The organism is Pseudomonadota bacterium (assembly GCA_022361155.1).
Taxonomy (GTDB): Bacteria; Myxococcota_A; Polyangia; order Polyangiales; family JAKSBK01; genus JAKSBK01.
The window spans coordinates 1-1,150 of record JAKSBK010000012.1 but is presented as its reverse complement, the minus strand read 5'-3'; the positions used below and the strand labels follow the sequence as shown (position 1 = coordinate 1,150).

At 40.8% G+C, this 1,150-nt stretch carries 2 protein-coding genes; both read left to right on the top strand.

Translation table 11 applies throughout. The features are described from left to right. The first annotated feature begins 189 nt into the window (after nucleotides 1–189). Nucleotides 190–861: a hypothetical protein gene (locus MJD61_00415; protein ID MCG8553742.1), complete on the top strand. Its 672-nt coding sequence runs from the start codon at nucleotides 190–192 to the stop codon at nucleotides 859–861. Between the two features lie 57 nt (nucleotides 862–918). Beyond that, the coding region (locus tag MJD61_00410; GenBank protein MCG8553741.1) for a hypothetical protein at nucleotides 919–1,150 on the top strand (232 nt) is incomplete at its 3' end.

Below are 1,150 nucleotides of genomic sequence, written 5' to 3'. Positions count from 1 at the left end.
GAATTTAAAATTATTTTAGACTTGGGAAAAACCAAAATTTGACAGACCTATCCAAATATTACGTTCTAAAAAGGGCATTGACTTGAAACTCATTGACGATTAAATTGGCAGGAAATAGGCTTATTCATTCCATATTATCCATTCATTATAAGCACTGATTACCTTTCCCATTCAAAACAAAAACCACTTATGCAGATTAAATCGGTTTTATTTCTTTTGTTTTGCGTTTACTTCATTATCACATTTGCCGGAACAGCATGGGGTCAGACATCGGTCCAAAAATGCAGCAAGCAACTATCTCCTTTGAAAAAAACCAAAGAGGCTATCATCGGGGATGGAGGCATGTGGGGAATTTTTGAACGCCATAAACAACTTCGTGATAAATCGAACAAAGCGATACAGTTGGATAATAAAATTCAGCAATTGGTTTGGCTTCTGGATTACCTTTGTACTACCGCTGACGGAGTCCCACTCAATGAACTGGCAACTTACCTAACCGAAAATCTTAAGGAAAAAAGTAAACAACAATTCAAGAAGGAATTGATCATATTGGGAAAATCAGAGGCTGAAATCGATCTCTGGTTCGTTTTTTCAGAGATATCCCTTAAAAATGAAACCCGAAAACTAAATGTGGAGACCATTTGCATTTCAATTCAAAAAGCCCTTCCATTATTACTAAAATATGAGGCGCTGGCGAAGGAAGTGGATCAATCTCCACATGAAAAGCAGATTAAAAATGTGGATGTTCTTTATAAGGAAATAGAACAACTGGAGTCCTCAGATCCCTACTTAGCCCAAGCTCTTCTGGAAACATCCCAAGTCCCGCATTGGGATATCGACGAAAGCACCGGCGGATCTTGATTTCAAAAGATCTAAAGTAAAATTCAAAAAGACATCAATCCATTAATGGAGAAAAACATGGCAAATTTTTTGGTGATTGGAGGTTCCGGTGTTATGGGCACCGCCGCCATACAAGCGGTACGCAAATTTTTTGGAAAAGAGGCCAACATCGTGGCCAACTGGTATGGCAAAGAAGATACCGGCCTGAAGATTTCGGCGATTCAGGCCCATGGCCCGATCTGTCGCCCGGACGTGCATGGTGACTTCCTCAAACAGGCGATTCGCTTCGCGGCCGAGTGCGGCGCTTTGG